This window comes from Myxococcus sp. CA005 (genome assembly GCF_006518205.1).
GTDB classification, from domain to species: domain Bacteria; phylum Myxococcota; class Myxococcia; order Myxococcales; family Myxococcaceae; genus Myxococcus; species Myxococcus xanthus.
Genome location: NZ_SRLV01000029.1, coordinates 49,616 through 67,208, shown reverse-complemented (window position 1 = coordinate 67,208; position 17,593 = coordinate 49,616). Strand labels below are relative to the sequence as shown.

Here is a 17,593-nt window from a genome sequence, read left to right as displayed (position 1 = left end):
GGCGCGAGCAGCCCTCGCCGCGGACCGGTCTCAGCTGGCGACTCCGGCGGACCAGCGCTGCGTGAGGTACAGCTCCACGAGCTGCGCGGCGGTGAGCTCGTGCTCCTCGCCCACCGTGGTGCGCTCGGTGGTGACCCCCGCCTCGGCGCCGACCACGCCGGCGTGGACCCCGACGCCGATGTCCCCCTTCACCGTGGTCTTGTCCTGCACGGTGGCCTTGATGTCGACCTTGCCGCCAAGCTGCGTCACCGCCTGCCCCACGTCGCCGTTGGCGATGCTGGTGAACGCCCCGCTGTTCGCGATGTCCTCGAGGTTGCCGCTGATTTCCACATTCACCTCGCGGCCCATGCTCCCGCCCAGGCCGAGCGCCTGCGCGGAGCCCTGGCGCGAGTCGGTGAGCGTCACCTTCGCCTCGCTCGACTTGCCCAGCTCTTGCGCGGCGCTCTTCGGGTCCCTCAGGAAGTCGTCCAGGTTGAAGTTCCCCGGCAGGTCGATGCTCTGCTCCAGCTCCACCTTGAGCGACCCCTCGACTCCGGCCGAGGCACTCGTCGGCAGCGACGCACTGGGGCCGCCCTTGCCCTGGCTCGGAACCCCCAGGCCTACGTTCGCGCCCACGTCGGCCGAAATCCCCTGCGACTGGGTGAGCGTCAGCGACGTCGGCTTGCCCCCCTCCATCTCGATGCGCGCCGTGGTGGACTGGTTGATGTCCACGCCCGCGCTCGCGCCCGCGCCGAGCACGTCCTGCAGGCCCTTCATGCCCAGCTCGCCCGCGAGGTTCCCCTCCGCGCCCAGCTCGAACTCCACCGCGCTCACATTGTCGCGCAGGCCCGCCAGCTCCGACCGCGGGTCGCCCAGCACGAAGTTCAACCCCAGGCCCAGCAGGGGGTTCTGCCCCGAGGCGCCCGACACGGCGGCGTTGGCCGCGATGATGCCGGCGGCGCGCTGGGCCTCCTCCAGGGTGTCGAACTTGTACTCCACCGTGCCGCCCGCGGTACCGAACACGCTGGCGCTCGCGTCCGCCGCCCCCTTGCCGCCCATCTTCCCGATGATGCCCGCACCCACATCTCCGCTGGCGGAGACGGTGTAGCCCCCGCCCTCCTCGGCGCTACGGCTGACGGTCAGGTCACCCTTGCCGGTGATGCCGACGGCGTAGACATCCACCTCGGCATTGAGGCCCACGGAGACGCTCTCGCCCGGCTTGAGCTGTTCCACCTGCGTGTTGAAGTTGAGCGCGTCCTTGGCCGCGCCCACGGTCTTCGCCGAGTCGCGCACCACGCCGGCCGCGCCCTGGAGGATGCCCCCGGCGAGGTCCTGGGCGAAGTCCTGCACCGGATTCTGCGCCGGCGCGTCCTGGATGGCCTGCCCCAACTGGTCCAGCCCGTTGGCCAAGACGTCCGTCGCCTTGCCCAGCTCCTCGCCCACCTTCTGGGCCGTGTCCTTGAGCGCGTCGCCCGCCTTGGTCCTCAGGTCCTCGAAGAAGTCGCCCACCGTCTCGCGGTCCTTCTGCTTCACGTCGCGCCCGCTGTCGCCCGGCGCCTCGTGTCGCTCGAAGACGTCCTGCGTGTGCTTCTTGGCGACCGACGCAATCTGCTCCGTGGTCTTCGTCGCCGTCGCCGCCGCCTCCGCGGTCTTCTTCGCGGCTGCCTCCGCGGCCTTCTTCGCGGCCGCCTCCGCCGCGCGCTTCGCCGCTTCCGCCGCGCGTCGAGCGGCATCCGCCGCGCCACCGATGATTCCGCCGATTCCCATGGGATGTCCTGGTTGGGGCGGGCGTCCGCGTCCTCCTGCTTCTCACGGAGTGACGCGGGCACCGCCGGTTCACTGGGGTTGGGGTGGGAGCGCGAGGGGCGTCATGAAGCGCGTCGCCCGTTCGCGCGGGAGTGCGAGGCATGCCGCCCCGACACGCCCTCCTCGAGCTTCAGCAACGGCCTTCGTCCTCTGGACGCATGCGGGTTCAGCACCATGGACTGAGGCCCCTCGCGGGATGCGAGGACGTGGACCACGACATGGAAGGCTCCTGCCCGGGGGATGGGCATTCGCATCGAGGAACTTCCTTCATTTTCCTGAGGTCGCGGCGAAAGTTTCGTCGGTTCTTGAGAGGCGGGCCCTGTGGCTCTTTGAGCCCCCCGCCGCGGCAGGGGCGCATGCGGACCGTTGGGGAGCGGCCCCATTGAAAGGAGCGCACCCGTGGAGGTCATCGACCTGTTGATTCAGCAGCACCGCGAAGTCGACGCGCTGTTCCTGGCGTTCCGCAACGCCTCGGACGACACGAGCCGCAGGGACCTGTGCATCCAGCTCGCGGAGGCGCTCATGCTGCACTCCACCATCGAGGCGCGCTGGGGCTCCCCGAAGGCCTCGCGGGTGGTGGGCGACGAGAAAATCGAGCACGCGGAGCAGGAGCACCAGGAGATGACGAAGCTCCTGGGTGACATCGTGCGGATGCGCGACGACATGAACGCGGTGAAGGCCAAGGTCGGCGCGCTGGAGAAAGTGGTCAAGCGACACATCGCGGACGAGGAGAAGAACATCCTCCCGCAGGTGGCCAGGAACATCACCGAGAAGGATCTCGGCATGTCCTGCAAGGACCTGGTCCGCGAGGCCTCCCGGATTCGGCGTGAGGAGATGAGAGACTGGGGCGGCGCGTCCCTCTGACGCCAGCCTTCGCGGCGCACCCCGGGGGGGCGCGGCGTCTTGCTCCGACACCACCGGGCCTCTTCGTCTCGCGCCTCGCGACGGCGCCCCCGCCGACGGCTCCCGGCGGGGTGAACCAGAACGTGCTGCCCCGACCTGGCGCGCTGACCACGGCCACATTGCCGCGAGCCAATCCAGCCCGAGTCTTCGCGACCTGGTCCGATGTGGAGACCAAGGCCCAGTGGTTCATCGGTCCGCACGAGCGGTGGACGCCCGTGAAGCGCGAGCGTCCCTCAAGCAGGTGCGCAGGAGGCGAGCGCTGGGCATGAGGCAGCGGCGAGGAAGGAGCGGGTGAAGGAGAGGACACCGCGAGTGGACTTTCGCCGAGTTGCTCAGGAGGCCGAGTTGCTCAGGAGGACGTTCGACTTCGACGTGTTCGGCTGCGTGAGGTGTGGAGGCAGGCTCAAGGGTGTTGGCGTACGTGAAGGGGGCCCCGGGGTGCGGGCGATTGTGGAGCACGTGGGCTTGCCCACGGCCTGTGCGAGGTTGGCCCCGGGACGAGGGCCACCCCAGGCCGTGTGGTGTTGAGGCTCAAGACAGCCAACAGGCCAAGGCTGCTGCCACGCACCTGATGGGAGCGCGGCCTGGGCCGGCGTGTACCCCAAGGGGGCTCGAGCGGCCTGTCCACCGGCCAGGAGCATCGCTCGGGCGGCCCCGTCAGCGGCCCTCCTCAGCCCCTCTGCACCCTCCCTCCCCCTCAACAGGGCCCCATTCCTCTCATGCGCTGCGGACCAGGCACATCTGTCACGAGACGTGCGGGAATTGGCCGGCGTGTCCCCCACCGCACTCGTGGACTGAGCCCTGTCCGATTTCTTCAAGACACGCTCGCGCCATCCGTGTGACGACGCGCTCACACAGACGTTCTACTGACCGACAGGAGTCCGCCCATGAAGCTCGGCTACATCATCCTCTACGTACCGGACGTGAGCGCCACCATCGCGTTCTACGAGAAGGCCTTCGGGCTGGCGCGCCGCTTCATCCATGAGAGCGGTGGCTATGCGGAGATGGAGACAGGCACCACCGCCCTGGCCTTCGTCGAGGAAGGCGCGGCGAAGGAGCATGGCTTCACCGTGCGCCATCTGCGACCGAAGGAGGAGGCCGCGGCCATTGAACTGGCACTCGTCACCGCCGACGTGGCCGCAGCGTACACGCGCGCCGTGGAGGCGGGCGCCGAGGCCACGCAGCCTCCCAAGCAGAAGCCCTGGGGACAGACGGTGGCGTACGTCAGAGACCTCAACGGCGTCCTGGTGGAGCTCTGCTCACCGATGAAGGAGTAGTGGGCGCACCCCAACGGCGGTGCACCTGGTGGAGCGGGTGCTGCCGCACGTGCCCTACCGTGGCGACCCGATTCCCCTCCCCGAGCCAAACGCAGGGACGGCAGCGGCACCCGGCGTCGACGACCTCCTCCTCGCTCCTCATCCGCGCCTGCTGGCGAGCGTCTTGCTAGCGAAGGCCCGGGGCCGCTGCGGCCCCGCATGCGCGTTCGAAAGGAGCGGTGGCATGAAGACGAGAAAGCGGTTGTGGATTGGAGGGGCCGCGGCCGGCCTCACGGTGCTGGGGTTCGCCAGCACCTTGGTGGGCGGCGACGACGCGGAGGCAAGTACCAATTCCTCCCAATCCCCCTCGCTGCCGCCAGAGTGCGAGACCGAGGCCGCTCCGCGCCCCGGCAACCCGCCCCAGCACCCGGCGGAGTGCCACGGCAACCCGAACTTCCTCGCCGATGGGACAGCGGTCATGACCCGCGGGGACGTGGCGTCGCTGCCGACGCAGCTGAAGAACCAGCTCACGCGGCTTGCGTGTCGACCCCACAGTACGCTTCCCATCCAGTTCTACTCCGAGGCCGATAGCCCGAGTCAGCTGTTCCAGTACTACCTCCTCGACACCAACGACTTCGAGCCCAACGTCTTCACCTCGCTCATCCCGGGCGTCAACAACACGGCGATGCTCACCGCCACGGGCGCCAACTGCGATCTTCCGACGGTTGCTGCGGTGCGCCTCGTCCTGGAGCCCAAGGAGGGGCTCCCGGTCGACCCGAATGACCCGCGAGCGTTCATCGACATCATCACGGACATCTCGGGTCTTTTCGTCATCAACAACGAGAGCGGCTGGTACGAGGGGTGGATGATTCACGACCTGCGCGTGGCGGAAGTCCACGAGCCGGGCCAGGACGGCAGCGCGATCTACGGGACCATCACCCCGAACGACGCCGCACTGCTGGCGCAGATGGGAAGTGGCAACAACGTGCCCGGCAACTTCTTCACCGTCGATGGCGAGGAGCCCCGCCCCCCGAGCGCTTCCGACAACTTCCCGGACCGTGTCACGAACCTGGTGCCGCTCCAGCTCAGCATGGGCGCGTACAACTCGCTCCAGCAATCCGACGCACACCAGTACTGGGAGTTCAACTACACGACCAACTGGATCCACCCCCTCTACGAACTGCCCTTCACCGGCGGCTTCCCCGACCAATCGGCGACGGACCCGGCGACCACGTATCAGGAAGGCAAGATCGGCCGGAAGGCCTCGATCGTTCCGGGCAATCGGATCGGCCTCAACAAGGACCCGCAGCGGACCATCGAGTTCGGCGACAACCCGTCCCTCCCTCGCGATCCGGACCGCTTCGACGCAGAGGAAGACTCTCAGCGCGAGTTCCGCCAGCGCTTCATTCCGAGCGGCGTCGCGCGGGAGGTGTTCCTGAACGTGTTCCAGCGACTTGACTCCTTCCAACCGGGTGTGACCAACCTCGAGCAGCGGCTCGTGGCGGCCTACAAGGCGGCGATCACCGTCGCGGACACGAATGGTGACGGCATCATCCAGGCGGCCGAGGGCGACATCGACACCTGCAACGCGAAGTGCTTCCCTGCGACGCCGAGCGACGAGTGCACGGACAGTGACAGCTCGTGCCTCTACCTTCCGGCCACGACCTACAACCGCTTCGCGGTGACCCGGGAGATCAACGACGGCTACCTCGCGCCGCGCTTCGCTCCGAGCCAGCGTGGGTGGGTGCTCTCCGGCAATAGGGTCGAAGTCTCCCCGGCAGTGCCGGCCTCCGCAGGCCGCGACAGCGACGACCGCTGACCAGGGAGCCCACCGGGGTGGACCGAGCGCCGCCTCGTCCACGCCGGCCTGGGCACGCGCAGGTCTCGCCACCGGTCGCCAACCTCCGCAGGGACCCGATGGGGTATGAGCCTGTCCTTCGACTGCTTCTCGTGATGTAGCCGCGCGACTCAGAGCCGCGCTGCTACTTCGCGGCGCGGCTCAGCATGTCCCAGTAGCTGTGCAGGCCACGGATGTGGTTTCCACCATCGACGGAGAGGGTCTCCCCGGTGATCCACGCCGCGTCCTCGCCGCACAGGAAGGAGACCACGCCCGCGACATCCGACGGCATTCCACACGGCTTGCCCAGCGGCGTGCGAGCCAGGAACTCATGACCCATGACCTCGATGAGTCCGACACTCTCCGCCAGCGGTGTCTGGATGGCTCCAGGGGCCACCACATTCACCCGGATTCCATGCCGCCCGAGCTCCGACGCGGCGACCTTCGTCTCTGTGACGTCCTCGCAGGGAAGCTGCCAACGCAACGGTTCGGCGGTAGGCTGTGATCTGGGGGCATTGGGCGCGAGCGCCAGCTTGACCGTGACGGTGGTCTTGCAGCCGCTGAGCATTGGGATCATCACCACCTTCGTGGATGCCACCGGGTCGCGGTGGACATCAATGATGCGACCAACACCGCGGACCTGAGCATCACCGTCATCCCCTAGGTGCTCCGAAGTAAACGGGTCCATCCGTGGCGAGCGACGGTGGGCCCTCCCCGGTGGACATCGGTTCAAGTCCGATGTCCACCGGGGGCTCCTATTCCCCCTGGTCAGCGAGGCCGTCGGTGAGACTGGAATCCAAGGTGCGAAGGGGGTTGAGAACAGCCGCATTGCTCCTGCTCCTCGCCGGAGGATGCCGGAGCCCATCCCTGCTCACCGACGGGCGAACCCATGAAACCCTCCCCGGACAGGAAGCCTCGCCCGCCAGGCGCGTGGGCGGAGGGCCCTGGCTGCTTCAGGTCCGCAAACAGGACTTGTGGGTCCGCACCCCTGCTGGGGACAGCGAGTACGCACTGACGCGGACCGGGCGGGTGGTGGCCACCCGCCCCTACGGAAACGGGCTGGGATGGAGCGGCGTCGCCATCTCTCCCGATGGGCGCCAGGTGGCCTATGTCGAACGCCCGGAAGCGCAGGAGCACGAATCCCCGGGCCGATGGGCCCTCCTGTGGATCGTCAATTCGGATGGCTCGGGTCGACGCATGCTGCTGGACCTTCGCGAGCACGCGCTGACTCCGGGGCCGTTCCGCGCGGGCCCCATCCTCTGGTCCTCGGATGGCGCCCGGATCGCATTCTCCCTGGAGTCCTTCGCGCGAACCGGTCCGGAGTCGCGGCCCTGCCCGCTCGCGGAGGTCCACACGGTGGAGGTGGGTTCGGGCAAGGTGGAGCGGCTCTTCGAGAGTCCAACGCACGGGATGCTCACCCCCCGAGGGTGGAGCGCACAAGGGACCGTCTCCTTCTCGCTGCTCTCCTGTGAGGCAACCGCCGAGGTCGGGAAGGACGGCCGCTTCTTCGAATTCGAGCCAGGAAGAGGCATACGAGACGCGCACGCGCGCGGTGCGGTTTCCTCCGACGGGGTGCATACGCTCCTGCTGCCATCGACACCGGAAGCCGGGGTTCCCACCGCATTGCTGGATGGAAGGAAGGTGGATGCCCCTTCCGAGGTCGACACCCGACTCCTGCGCCACGTGGCCTGGATGCAGCACCACCCCGTGGCCTATCTCACGACCTACTCAGGACAGCCTCGCTCCTGCGCCTTCGACCGTGTGCCCGCGCCAGCGCTCTTCCAGGCGAACTTCGACGCGTCGCGACCGGGCATCGAGCCGAGAACGGGACTGGGTGGACTCATGGTCCTCGCGTTCTCACCCGACGACGCACACGTCCTCGCCGCGACGGTCCTGCTGCGCTCCCAGGCAAGCGAGGTGTGCTGGCCGGACACCTTCGATTCGCTCCTGGTGATGGAACGCGTCCAATTGGAGAACAGCCCCACCCTGACCGCGCTCTCCGCTTCCAGCATCCGGCTCGACGTGCCGGCATCGCAGGTGGGACCAGAGCTTCAGGGCTTCGTGGGCTGGGTGCGGTAGCACTCGACCCCACGAAGAACGCAATTTTTCGGCTCGGCCTTGCAAGTAACGCCTCACTACCATGCGCTGGTGCCGGAAGGCGTCTTCGCTCCAGGCGCCAGACTGCGGCCCTCCTCGGCCCCTCTGCACCCTCCCTCCCCCTCAACAGGGCCCCATCCCTCTGAAGTCAACGGTCGCAATGGCGGCTCTTCAGTTTGGCGCTGTCACTGCCACCTTGCCGGGAGCACCGTCGAACACTCCCTCCAGCCCCTCACTCCACGGTCAAAGACTTCGCCAGATTGCGCGGCTTGTCCACGTCCGTGCCGCGTGCGACGGCCGTGTGGTAGGCGAGCAGTTGCAGCGGCACGACGTGCAAAATCGGGCTCAACGCGCCGTAGTGCTCGGGCATGCGGATCACGTGGATGCCGTCTTCGCTTTCGATCTGCGAGTCGCCGTCGGCCAGCACGTAGAGCACGCCGCCGCGCGCGCGCACTTCCTGCATGTTGTTCTTGAGCTTTTCGAGCAACTCGTCGTGCGGCGCGACGGTGACCACCGGCATGCTGCTGGTGACCAGCGCGAGCGGGCCGTGCTTGAGCTCGCCTGCGGGGTAGGCCTCGGCGTGGATGTAGCTGATTTCCTTGAGCTTGAGCGCGCCTTCGAGCGCGATCGGGTAGTGGATGCCGCGCCCGAGGAACAGCGCATTTTCCATCTTCGCGAAATCTTCGGCCCAGCTGATGACCTGCGGCTCGAGTGCGAGCACGGCCTGCAGTGCGACGGGCAGATGGCGCATGGAGGTGAGGTATTGCGCTTCCTGCTCCTGGCTCAGGTGGCCCTTGGATTGCGCGAGCGCGAGCGTGAGCAGGAACAGGCCCGCCAACTGCGTGGTGAACGCCTTGGTGGAGGCCACGCCGATCTCGACGCCGGCGCGCGTGATGTAGGCCAGCTCGCATTCGCGCACCATGGCGCTGGTGGCCACGTTGCAGACGGTGAGCGTGTGCGTCATGCCCAGTCTCTGCGCATGGCGCAGCGCGGCCAGGGTGTCTGCCGTTTCGCCGGATTGACTGATGGTGACTACCAGCGTCTTCGGGTTCGGCACGCTGGTGCGGTAGCGGTATTCGCTGGCGACTTCGACGTTGCACGTGAGCTTCGCGATGGCCTCGATCCAGTACTTGGCCGCGCAGCCGCTGTAGTAGCTGGTGCCGCAGGCGAGGATCAGCACCGAGTCGATTTCCTTGAACACGCGCCACGCGGCTGTGCGGGTGCTGCCGTCGGCATCAAGGCCGTCGAACAGCTCGGGCACGATGCCCTGCACTCCCTCGAGCGTGTCGGCGATCGCACGTGGCTGCTCGAAGATTTCCTTCTGCATGTAGTGGCGGTAGGGACCCAGCTCGGCCGCGCCGCTGTGTGCGTGTACGGTGCGCACGGGGCGCTGTGCCTCGCTCAATCGCTGGCCGTCGTGATCGACGAGCCAGTAGCGGCCGGGCTGCAGGTCGACGAGATCGCCCTCCTTCAGATAGACGACCTGGTCGGTCACGCCCGCCAGCGCCATCGCGTCGCTCGCGAGGAAGTTCTCGCCCACGCCCACGCCCAGCACCAGCGGCGATCCGGCGCGCGCGCCGACCACGCGGTGCGGTTCGTCCTTGTGCATCACCGCGATCGCATAGGCCCCGTGCAGTTGCGCGACGGCCGCCTTCACGGCGTCGAACAGGTCGCCGTCATACAGGCTGTCGACCAGATGCGCGATGACCTCGGTGTCGGTCTGGCTCGAGAACGCATAGCCACGCGCCTGCAGCATGCGGCGCAGCTCCTGGTGGTTCTCGATGATGCCGTTGTGCACCAGCGCGACGCGGCCAGCGCGGTCGGTCTCGGCAGGCGCGGCGTTGGGGCCGTGGCTGAAATGCGGGTGCGCGTTGTGCACCGCCGGCGCACCATGCGTGGCCCAGCGCGTGTGGGCGATGCCGGTCGCGCCCTGCAGATGTTCGGCATCGACCTGCGCCTGCAGCTCGGCCACGCGCGCCGTGCTGCGTGCGCGGTGCAGGCCGCCCATGGGGTTGTTGCCCATGCTGGCCTCGTGCACGGCCACGCCGCAGGAGTCATAGCCACGGTACTCAAGGCGCTGCAGGCCCTGGACGAGGATGGGAACGATGTTGCGCTGGGAAACCGCGCCGACGATGCCGCACATGGTGATTGCTCCTACTGGGGGCAGATCCGAATCTTCCGACTGCTGAACCATGGGGCCGTGCTGCGCCCCCGAATGTCAGCGATGGTGCGCAGAGCGATTTGAAATTTCTGATTATTTTTTCAACTCATTTCGGAATAATATTTCGCAATAAGAGTTGGATGAAATTAGATTTCAAATTCTTATTATTTATGGAACTTAAAGACGAGCTCGACGCCATCGATCTGCAGTTGTTGAACCTGCTGCAAAACGACGCCTCGACCAGCAACCAGACGCTGGCCGAGCAGGTCCACGTCTCGCCGCCCACCTGCCTGCGGCGCGTGCGGCGGTTGCATGAGCTCGGCCTGATCGAAAAGCAGGTGGCCCTGCTGCAGCCCGACCGGCTCGCCCAACTGCAGGGGCACGGGCTCACGGCCATTGTCGAGATCACGCTGGATCAGCAGGGCGCGGAGTTTCTGCAGGCCTTTGAAACCCGTGTGGTCGCCGATGCCCAGGTGCAGCAGTGCTGGCGCGTGTCGCCGGGGCCGGACTTCGTGCTCGTGGTGCACGCGCACGACATGCCCGCCTACCACGCGCTCGCCCAGCGCTTGTTCACGCACGACGCCAACGTGCGCAACGTGAAGGCATTCTTCGCCACGCACCGCGCCAAGTTCGACACGCGCGTGCCCTTGCTCTGAGGCGCCGCGACATCCCGCTGCCGGCACGCTTGAATCGCGTACGTTGATCTCCATCTAGAGACATTGGCACTCCACGCCCCCGCACCATCGCGATGCGGTATCGGCCTACGAGCTGCCCCAAAGCGTCTCCCTTGGAGTGTTTCCCATTGCCGCACGCCCGATGACCGGGCGGCGGATCAGGAGCTGGTGCATGGAGTTCAAGGACCATGACAAGATATTGGGCGTCGACAAAGCGCCACAGCGGACGAGATCAAGAAGGCTTATCGCAAGCTCGCCCGCAAATACCATCCCGACGTGAGCAAGGAAGCCGACGCGTCGGCACGCATGGCCGAGGTGAACGAGGCCAACACCGTGCTGTCCGACCCGGAAAAGCGCGCGGCGTACGACGACCTCGGCCAGGAAAGCGCCCGCTACCGCAGCGGTGCCGGTGGCGGTCAGGACTTCCGTCCGCCACCCAACTGGGATGCCGGATTCGAATTCTCCGACCACGGCGACAGCCAGGGCATGGACAGTGCCGCCTTCAGCGACAGAGCGCCGTGGGGCACAGCGTCGGCTTCAACTCGCCCACCACGCTGCCGGGCAACCCCAACTGCGGGCACCTGGTCACGGCGAGCTTCATCCAGAACCCTCATGCGCCGCCGGACACCTCCTGCCTCGCGGCGATGTCGCCGGTGCCCTTCGATGACCGCGGCGCGGCGCGCATCTACTTCGGCGCCGCCTTCACCAGCGTCTGGGACAACCCCGCGGCGCCCTGAGGACAGCGGACCCGTCGTTGCTCAGGCGGGCCCGGCGACGCAGTAGATGTCGAAGCTGATGGTCGACCCCGCCCGTGCACCGCTGGGCCAGCCGATGATCCAGGCCCATTCGTTGTAGCCCACGGGCGTGATGTCCAGACGGGGCCCATCACCGAGCACGACCATTCCAATCTTGGCGGCGAGGTTGGGGAGGAACCCACCGCTCGTGGCGACCGGGTAGGCCGCCGGGCACGCGTAGTGGAAGAACTGGTCGACCTGGCCGGTGGGAATGGTGAGCGTGTACCTTCCCTGCCAGCCTTTGCCGCCAGGGATTGCGTGGCTCACGCCAGGCAGGGTCACACCCAGGGCCACGGCCCCGGTGAGCACGAACGTGAGAAGAGAACGGCTCCTGCGGCGCGCGGCCACTTCACGGGTGCTGAATGGCGACAGGCTCATGACGACCCCAATGATTGATTGTTTTGCTGCTTTAGCTGGCTAGTCAGCTCTCGGGCAAGGTGCTCCTCCTTGCATTGTCTGTCAAGCGAATGGGATTGGTTTTGGATTGGAGGGAAACGCGTACGTGATTGTGCTTACGGATGTCTCACTAGCGCGTTTCCCTGAGGTGGCACCGTCCTGCTCACTGCATCATTTGATGTAGGGCCGGATGGTGAAGACCTGGCTGGGAGAGTCCGTGCAGTTTCCCGCCAGGTCGCACGCCCTCACGAACCAAGTGTGCTCGACGTAGTCCAGGAGCTCCTCCAGGTAGAGTACCGAGTCCGAATCGGAGATCGCGTACTCCTGGTCATCGATGCCCACGTCGTCCGTGGCGGGCGCCCAGGAGAACTCGGGTCGAGGGGTGGCGACATAGGTGCTTCCCGTGGGGGCCAGGGGCGCCGGGGCGGTGGGCTGCGTTCCGACGACCTCGAACGAGCGGACCGGCGTCGACCCGCAGTGGTCGAAGCGGTCACACGCGGTGACAATCACGAAGTGGACGCCCGGTGACAGGTCGGCGGTCAGGACATGGGAGGTGACGCTCCCTCCAAGGGTGATGGCGGCTCCGCCATCGATGCGCAATTGCTGGTACGTGACGCCCGTGGCGTCTTGCGCGGCCTGCCAGGAGAACGTCGGCCGGGTCGCGGTGAGCGCGCTTTCCGCGGGAGCCTGCTATGCGCAATTTCGGGTTGGAATCTCCGCGCTGCTTCTGAGCGCGTGTGGTGGCCCGCTTGAAATGGACGGCATCGTCGGATAGTTCATCCCCGCGACCAGCGCCCGCTACATCCGCCTGCGCAGCAAGACCGACAACGGCGGGCTGCCGCTGAGTCTGACCGAGCTCTCGCTGTGGTGACGCCGTCCCCAAGGCGTCGGTGCGCTGGCTGAGCGATGGCGCATCCCTGTGGTCGACGGTCGAGATACCAAGAGTGCGCTTGCAGGGCGAGCGGGCGGACGAGCGGACGCTGTCAGGGCGCAAGGCAGCTCGAGCGTTGACATCCACGGCCAAGTCTGGTGAAGGTTTGACCCCATAGGAATCCGTTTTCGCGCGCTCAGGTGTGCGAAACGCTCCTGCGTCGATGGCGCCCTCGCTCGCGTCCGACGTTCCTTGCCCCGGCCTCTGCGCCGCTCGGCATTCCATCCACCCGGAGTCCACGGACTCCGGTGCATGGGGCGCGTGCGCCCACGTGCATGAACCTGCGGGACGGTCGCCGGCGCTCAGGTGCGCCGGGCAGCTCCCCTGCTCGAGGTGTGTCCAGATGGCTCTTCGTGTCGCGATCATCGGAGCTGGCCCCAGCGGCTTGGCCCAGTTGCGTGCGTTTGAATCCGCTGCCCGCAAGGGAGCGGAGATCCCGGAAATCGTCTGCTTCGAGAAGCAGGAGGATTGGGGCGGGCTCTGGAACTACACGTGGAGGACCGGCCTGGGACGCTACGGCGAGCCGGTGCACGGCAGCATGTACCGGCACCTGTGGTCGAACGGTCCGAAGGAGGCGCTCGAGTTCGCCGACTACTCCTTCGACGAGCACTTCGGCCGGCCGATCCCGTCCTATCCGCCGCGCGAGGTGCTCTACGACTACATCCGCGGGCGGGTGGAGAAGTGCGATGTCCGCAAGTACATCCAGTTCAACACCATCGTTCGTTGGCTCTCCTGGTCCGAGGAGACCCGGAAGTTCACCGTGGTGGTCGACGACCTCGCCAAGCGCGAGGTCCGCGAGGAGTCGTTCGACCGGGTGGTGAACGCAACCGGCCACTTCTCCACGCCGAACGTGCCCTTCTTCGAGGGCATCGACTCCTTCCCCGGTCGCGTGCTGCACGCGCACGACTTCCGCGGCGCCGAGGAGTTCGCGGGAAAGAACCTCCTGCTGATCGGGAGCAGCTACTCCGCCGAGGACATCGGCGTGCAGTGCCACAAGCTGGGCGCGAAGTCGGTGACCATCAGCTACCGGTCCGCCCCCATGGGCTTCAGGTGGCCCATGGGCATGAAGGAGGTACCACTGGTGAAGCGGTTCGAGGGGAACCGCGCGCACTTCGCGGATGGGACCTCCGCGACGCTCGATGCGGTCATCCTGTGCACGGGTTACCAGCACAAGTACCGCTTCCTTCCCAATGCGCTGCGCCTGGAGAGCCACAACCGGCTCTACCCGCCGGGGCTCTACAAGGGCGTGTTCTGGCAAGGCCAGCCGGAGCTCGCCTACCTGGGGATGCAGGACCAGTACTACACCTTCAACATGTTCGACGCCCAGGCATGGCTGGTGCGCGACGTGATCATGGGGCGCACCGCGCTGCCGTCCGCCGAGGAGCGCGAGGCGGACATCGCGGCGTGGGTCGAGCGCGAGGAGGGGATCCAGGATTCGTTCGGGGCGGTGGACTTCCAAACCGCCTACATCCGGGACCTGCTCGACCGCACCGACTACCCGGGCTTCAGCGTGGAGAAGGTCGCGGAGCTGCTGAAGCAGTGGCTGCGCGACAAGCAGGAGGACATCCTCGGCTACCGCGACCGCACCTTCACGTCGATCGTCACCGGCACCCGCGCCACGCCGCACCGTCGCAAGTGGATGGACGAGCTGGACGACTCGGCGGAGAGCTTCCTCGCCGAGGCCCCGGAGCGCAGGACCGGGTGAGGGGCCCCGGAGGGATGGGCCCCGGCGCCGGGGCCGCGCGGCCAAGAAGCGTCGCTCGACGATGACCTCCTTGGGCCTTCCGCTGCCGGCATCCCTACAGGCGACAAAGGGCGTTTCCGTGCAGGCATTGGCGTAGACGGGGCGGCAGGTCCGCAGCGGTGGACCCGGCGGCGTGGAGGGCCTCGTCTTCGGCGGAGCGCTCGAGGCCCTCCGCTGCGGAGAGAAGCGCGAAGGCGCAACGGAACGGGGCCTCATGGTTCCCCCACTCCCGGAGCTCTCGCGCCACCTCGCCAACTCCTGCGCGTGCAGTCACCGGGTCCGGATGGAGGACGGCGACGCGTCCGGCCATCGTCTCGTATCGCCCGGAGACCCGGGAAGTCCCCAGCGCAGACAATGTAACAGTCCGCGAGGCCTTCCGAGCTTCGAATCTTGCTGGCTGGCATCCCCGGCAAAAACGTTTGAGGCACGAATCACTGCGGAGCGCTTACAGTATTCGGGTGAACAACTCTCCGGTATTGGTCAATATGATTGCGGGTCCAATCACCCTGATTCCCGCAGGCACGGCTCCAGAACCGCACCGCTACGCGTGCTTGAAGGAGGGTGCAGTCAGGCTACTGAACAGCAATCTTGATGTGATTGCCGCTTACGACACCGATGCCACGCTTCTCCTCGCCGCCCGCGGCCTCGAACGTCTCGTGTTGTCAGACGGGAAGAACCTGCTCATCGTAGGTGACCACGCAGTTGTGGTTCCTGATCTCGTTTGTGATGCTGCTGCATGTGTCGAGGAACTGATCATCGCTACGGCGCCTGGCGACAGCACGCACCGTATCCTGCTGATCGATCCCGCTTCGGGGAAGATCTTGGACGACGTTCAGGTGGCGGCTGAAGATGCGACCGCGTTCATCACCCGCCATCCATCATCACCGACGCTCCTCGTGGAGCTGCCGATGGGGCAGTCAGGAACCAGCACCTACAAGATCGAACTCGCTGGTGGTTCACTGCGCGTTGAAGAAATTCTGGCTGGGCAGGATCCTGTCATCGCGGGCTTCAATCCATCTGGCACCAAGCTCCTCGTAACCCCCTACCCGGACGATCCTGAGGTTGCTCGCGTCTTTGCGTGGCCTTCGTTAGAAGAAACAGGTCGCCTCACTGCGGACGAATTGGATGCAGAAAACGGCATCGGTCTTCCGGGTTGCTGGGTCGACGAGGAGAGCATTGCGTTGTACGCGGTCGAAGACTCCCTCATCCTCACCGATCAAGACCTTGGGAGCCCCGTGCGCGCGGACTTCCCCATTGATCTACGTGAAAGTGGAGACATCGAGTCACTCAAAAGCCTGGAACCTGGCAGGGTAGCTGTCGGCGTGTGGGAGCCTAAGGGTCGCTCAATGTTGGTGCTTGAGGGGTAGACATACCGCAACCCAGCTCAAGCGGCTCAGGCCGTTCGCACTGCGGTAATCGCACCATGTCTTCGAGCGCCTGTGTCGATTCGCGATTCTGTCTGGACCTGAACGGTCCTGATGCGCGAATGGACTCGCGTCCCACGGGGAAGCCTGGTGCACGCGATGCCGTTGAGCGGATGGATGATGGTGGCCGTGGCGATGGTGTTCGCGCCGATGGCTGCGCGAGCCGAGTCACAGGCGTTGCCCCAGGACGAGGGCGCGGCGCAGGTGTCGGAAGAGGCCCCCCGTGACGCTCGAGCCATCGGGCCTGCAGCTCGAAGACACGCGTCACGCGGACCAAGGGTTGCTGAGCGTGAACCTGCCCCGTCTCGTGCTCGCGTCCTTGGGGGAGCGGTTGGTGGCACCTTCCTGGGCGCGACCGGGATCCTCGTCATCAGCGGCACGTGCGGTGTCAACATGCTCTGCTCCTTCCTCGGGGGCCTGGGTGGCCTCTTTGCTGCCACCGCGGGTTTGGTGGCCGGCTCGCTGCCGGTGGGCCACTGGATGGACGGAGCCGGCGCCTGGTGGAGCATGCTGGCTGGTGTGGCCGTCGGCGTGGCCCTCGGCGTCGTCGCGAGCGCTTTCATCCGTAGCGAGTACGCCGGCTGGGGAGTGCTGGTGTCCGCAGTCGGCGCGCCGCTGTTCGGTGGGCTGGCGTACGAGTTGACGTCACACGACAGCGCCAAGCGGTTCAACGCCACGCGCCCGCGCGGCGAGGTGGTGGGTCAGCGCGGTTCACCCGCGTCCGGTCCGGCGCGTCGGCGTCCCTCAGGGCGCGGCGGCCAGCGCCTGGGCCTTGGCCCTTCGGCCCCGCCACCAGAGCGCCAGGGTGATGGGAGAGACGAGCACCAGCATCATCAGCGAGCCGACCACTGCGCCCGCAGTGATCGCTGCGGCGAAGCGAAGCGCGGCGCCGAGGCCCGCTCGGTGGGGACCCGCTCCGATCCCGAGCTCCGCGCGCAGGTCCTCGACGTTGCGCTCGAGCAGCGCCTCGTAGTCGCGCCCGTAGGTGGACTGCTCGTCGAGCCCGCGGACGAACGCGCGCCAGGTGCGCACCGGGGCCGTCAGCAGCCCCCCGGTCATGCCCGAGAGGTTGAGCACCCAGGCCGCGTGGAAGTCGCCGCAGCCCGCGCCGATCTCCCACGCGGAGATCTCGAACTCGCCCGTGAGGTCGGTGCGATAGCCGGTGAGGACGTGGTGCAGATCGTGGAAGCGCACCGCGCGCTTGCGAGCCTCGGTGTTGGGGAGCGGGAAGGGGAGGGGGCCGAGCTTGAAGTCGACCCAATCGGACGCGTACCCGCCGTCCTCTCCGAAGCCGCTCTCGTCGAAGTAGCGTCGCAGCGCCGTGGCCATGGTCTCCATCGCATGGACTCCCTCGCAGCGGGCGCAGCTGCCCCGCGGGTTCGCAAGGAGTCTGACGCGGAGACCTCCGTGCTGCACGTCGCGTCCGAGGAGAGGCATCAGGCCCGGCGATGCGCGCGGGGACCGGTGCTCATGCTCCGGCCCGCGGGTGTGCCTGGGCCTCAGGCGGGACGCCGTGTGTGCGACCGCGTGAACGGCGGCACCGAGCGCGAGTTCCCAACTCGGAACAGCAAGGCCGGCCATGGGGACGTGC

At 67.0% G+C, this 17,593-nt stretch carries 14 protein-coding genes and 1 pseudogene; 9 read left to right on the top strand and 6 right to left on the bottom strand.

The annotated features are described in order from the left end of the window. Positions 1 to 30: 30 nt before the first annotated feature. Positions 31 to 1,746 carry a hypothetical protein gene (locus FMQ63_RS15315; RefSeq protein WP_011550626.1) on the bottom strand — a complete coding sequence of 572 codons (1,716 nt, stop codon included), beginning with the start codon at positions 1,744 to 1,746 and terminating at the stop codon, positions 31 to 33. A 438-nt stretch (positions 1,747 to 2,184) separates the two neighbouring features. Here FMQ63_RS15315 and FMQ63_RS15310 point away from each other — a divergent pair, with 438 nt between their 5' ends. The 3 genes from FMQ63_RS15310 (at position 2,185) to FMQ63_RS15295 (ending at position 5,763) form a co-directional block, all read left to right on the top strand. Next, entirely contained in the window at positions 2,185 to 2,649 is a 465-nt protein-coding gene (locus FMQ63_RS15310) for a hemerythrin domain-containing protein (protein WP_011550627.1), read from the top strand. 926 nt (positions 2,650 to 3,575) lie between these two features. Beyond that, complete coding sequence (locus FMQ63_RS15300; RefSeq protein WP_011550629.1) at positions 3,576 to 3,965, top strand: VOC family protein; 390 nt, start codon at positions 3,576 to 3,578, stop codon at positions 3,963 to 3,965. Positions 3,966 to 4,188: 223 nt separating this feature from the next. Next, positions 4,189 to 5,763, top strand: a complete 1,575-nt coding sequence (locus tag FMQ63_RS15295) for a hypothetical protein (RefSeq protein ID WP_020478409.1) — start codon at positions 4,189 to 4,191, stop codon at positions 5,761 to 5,763. A 163-nt stretch (positions 5,764 to 5,926) separates the two neighbouring features. Here the strand turns inward: FMQ63_RS15295 and FMQ63_RS15290 are convergent, their stop codons facing one another. Further along, positions 5,927 to 6,379, bottom strand: coding sequence for an SDR family NAD(P)-dependent oxidoreductase (locus tag FMQ63_RS15290; protein WP_305034247.1), 453 nt, complete (start codon positions 6,377 to 6,379; stop codon positions 5,927 to 5,929). A gap of 374 nt (positions 6,380 to 6,753) precedes the next feature. On the opposite strand from FMQ63_RS15290, the gene FMQ63_RS15285 reads away from it, so the two are divergent. Beyond that, positions 6,754 to 7,860, top strand: a complete 1,107-nt coding sequence (locus FMQ63_RS15285) for a hypothetical protein (protein WP_228556426.1) — start codon at positions 6,754 to 6,756, stop codon at positions 7,858 to 7,860. A gap of 250 nt (positions 7,861 to 8,110) precedes the next feature. On the opposite strand, the gene glmS is transcribed toward FMQ63_RS15285, so the two are convergent. Continuing rightward, complete coding sequence (glmS, locus tag FMQ63_RS15280) at positions 8,111 to 10,021, bottom strand: glutamine--fructose-6-phosphate transaminase (isomerizing) (RefSeq protein ID WP_011550634.1); 1,911 nt, start codon at positions 10,019 to 10,021, stop codon at positions 8,111 to 8,113. A gap of 158 nt (positions 10,022 to 10,179) precedes the next feature. On the opposite strand from glmS, the gene FMQ63_RS15275 reads away from it, so the two are divergent. From FMQ63_RS15275 to FMQ63_RS15265, 3 genes and pseudogenes are all read left to right on the top strand, one after another. Further along, the gene (locus tag FMQ63_RS15275) at positions 10,180 to 10,695 is read left to right on the top strand and encodes an Lrp/AsnC family transcriptional regulator (protein WP_011550635.1); all 516 of its coding nucleotides are present in this window, start codon (positions 10,180 to 10,182) and stop codon (positions 10,693 to 10,695) included. A gap of 216 nt (positions 10,696 to 10,911) precedes the next feature. Continuing rightward, a pseudogene (locus tag FMQ63_RS38715) lies at positions 10,912 to 11,022 on the top strand (DnaJ domain-containing protein); the annotation flags it as partial. Between the two features lie 209 nt (positions 11,023 to 11,231). Then, a complete protein-coding gene (locus FMQ63_RS15265; RefSeq protein ID WP_020478404.1) occupies positions 11,232 to 11,450 on the top strand; it encodes a hypothetical protein in 219 nt (72 codons plus the stop codon). 21 nt (positions 11,451 to 11,471) lie between these two features. Here FMQ63_RS15265 and FMQ63_RS15260 read toward each other — a convergent pair whose 3' ends face one another. Continuing rightward, positions 11,472 to 11,885 (bottom strand): hypothetical protein, encoded by a 414-nt coding sequence (locus FMQ63_RS15260; RefSeq protein WP_011550636.1) that lies wholly within the window; start codon positions 11,883 to 11,885, stop codon positions 11,472 to 11,474. Between the two features lie 189 nt (positions 11,886 to 12,074). Further along, entirely contained in the window at positions 12,075 to 12,503 is a 429-nt protein-coding gene (locus FMQ63_RS15255) for a hypothetical protein (protein ID WP_011550637.1), read from the bottom strand. Positions 12,504 to 13,177: 674 nt separating this feature from the next. Between FMQ63_RS15255 and FMQ63_RS15250 the strand changes: the two genes are divergently transcribed. Together FMQ63_RS15250 and FMQ63_RS15245 are read left to right on the top strand one after the other, a co-directional pair. Then, positions 13,178 to 14,539 carry an NAD(P)/FAD-dependent oxidoreductase gene (locus tag FMQ63_RS15250; RefSeq protein ID WP_011550638.1) on the top strand — a complete coding sequence of 454 codons (1,362 nt, stop codon included), beginning with the start codon at positions 13,178 to 13,180 and terminating at the stop codon, positions 14,537 to 14,539. 497 nt (positions 14,540 to 15,036) lie between these two features. Next, positions 15,037 to 15,945, top strand: a complete 909-nt coding sequence (locus tag FMQ63_RS15245) for a hypothetical protein (RefSeq protein WP_225909714.1) — start codon at positions 15,037 to 15,039, stop codon at positions 15,943 to 15,945. 801 nt (positions 15,946 to 16,746) lie between these two features. Here FMQ63_RS15245 and FMQ63_RS15240 read toward each other — a convergent pair. After that, positions 16,747 to 17,340 (bottom strand): Coq4 family protein, encoded by a 594-nt coding sequence (locus FMQ63_RS15240; RefSeq protein WP_020478401.1) that lies wholly within the window; start codon positions 17,338 to 17,340, stop codon positions 16,747 to 16,749. Between the last annotated feature and the right edge of the window lie 253 nt (positions 17,341 to 17,593).

Coding starts and splice junctions, on each gene's coding strand:
- FMQ63_RS15315 (WP_011550626.1), bottom strand. CDS start 1,746: ATGGGAATCGGCGGAATCATCGGTGGCGCGGCGGATGCCGCTCGACGC.
- FMQ63_RS15300 (WP_011550629.1), top strand. CDS start 3,576: ATGAAGCTCGGCTACATCATCCTCTACGTACCGGACGTGAGCGCCACC.
- FMQ63_RS15295 (WP_020478409.1), top strand. CDS start 4,189: ATGAAGACGAGAAAGCGGTTGTGGATTGGAGGGGCCGCGGCCGGCCTC.
- glmS (WP_011550634.1), bottom strand. CDS start 10,021: ATGTGCGGCATCGTCGGCGCGGTTTCCCAGCGCAACATCGTTCCCATC.
- FMQ63_RS15275 (WP_011550635.1), top strand. CDS start 10,180: ATGAAATTAGATTTCAAATTCTTATTATTTATGGAACTTAAAGACGAG.
- FMQ63_RS15260 (WP_011550636.1), bottom strand. CDS start 11,885: ATGAGCCTGTCGCCATTCAGCACCCGTGAAGTGGCCGCGCGCCGCAGG.
- FMQ63_RS15250 (WP_011550638.1), top strand. CDS start 13,178: ATGGCTCTTCGTGTCGCGATCATCGGAGCTGGCCCCAGCGGCTTGGCC.
- FMQ63_RS15240 (WP_020478401.1), bottom strand. CDS start 17,340: ATGGAGACCATGGCCACGGCGCTGCGACGCTACTTCGACGAGAGCGGC.